General features: G+C 46.2%; 1 pseudogene. It reads right to left on the minus strand.

Annotation, left to right across the window (positions count from 1 at the left end):
• Positions 1-511 (minus strand): annotated as a pseudogene (locus NRB16_RS29360) (hypothetical protein); the annotation flags it as partial.

The raw sequence follows: 511 nt of genomic DNA on the forward strand, positions 1-511 counted from the left end.
GCTTCTAAATCATCCAACCACACAAAGCCAGGTAATTTTCCATCAGCATCGACTGCCAAAACTGGAGTTGACTGACCACTCACAATTTCCACCAACTTTCGGTATTTCTTTGCTGCCTGCTCGTCACTTATTCTGATTTGTGTTCCAGCCGGTAACAGTGCGATAGGTAATCCGTTGCTTGTTGAATCCCGAACATTGGCACCACTTTTCTGGTCTGTGGGAATGTCTTTTGCTCCTTCCCCAATAAAGTAGCGATCTCCCCCTAGATGAACCATTTCGCCCTTGAAGACCCAACCAGTGTTGGGCTCTAACCCCGTAACTGCTGGGATAACACTCACGATTTCCAGCCATTTTTTTGTAGCTTCGGCTGGTTTTGTAAATACAGTTGTTCCTCGAGGGAGCACGGCCAATACAGGTGACTGCCCAGACTCTGCGCTACGAACCCTCAAACCTAACGATTTGGTTGGGAGATTTTCTTTTACTTGATATATATCTTTGCTCCAAAACTTCG

This window comes from Pseudomonas sp. LJDD11 (assembly GCF_024584215.1).
GTDB lineage: Bacteria > Pseudomonadota > Gammaproteobacteria > Pseudomonadales > Pseudomonadaceae > Aquipseudomonas.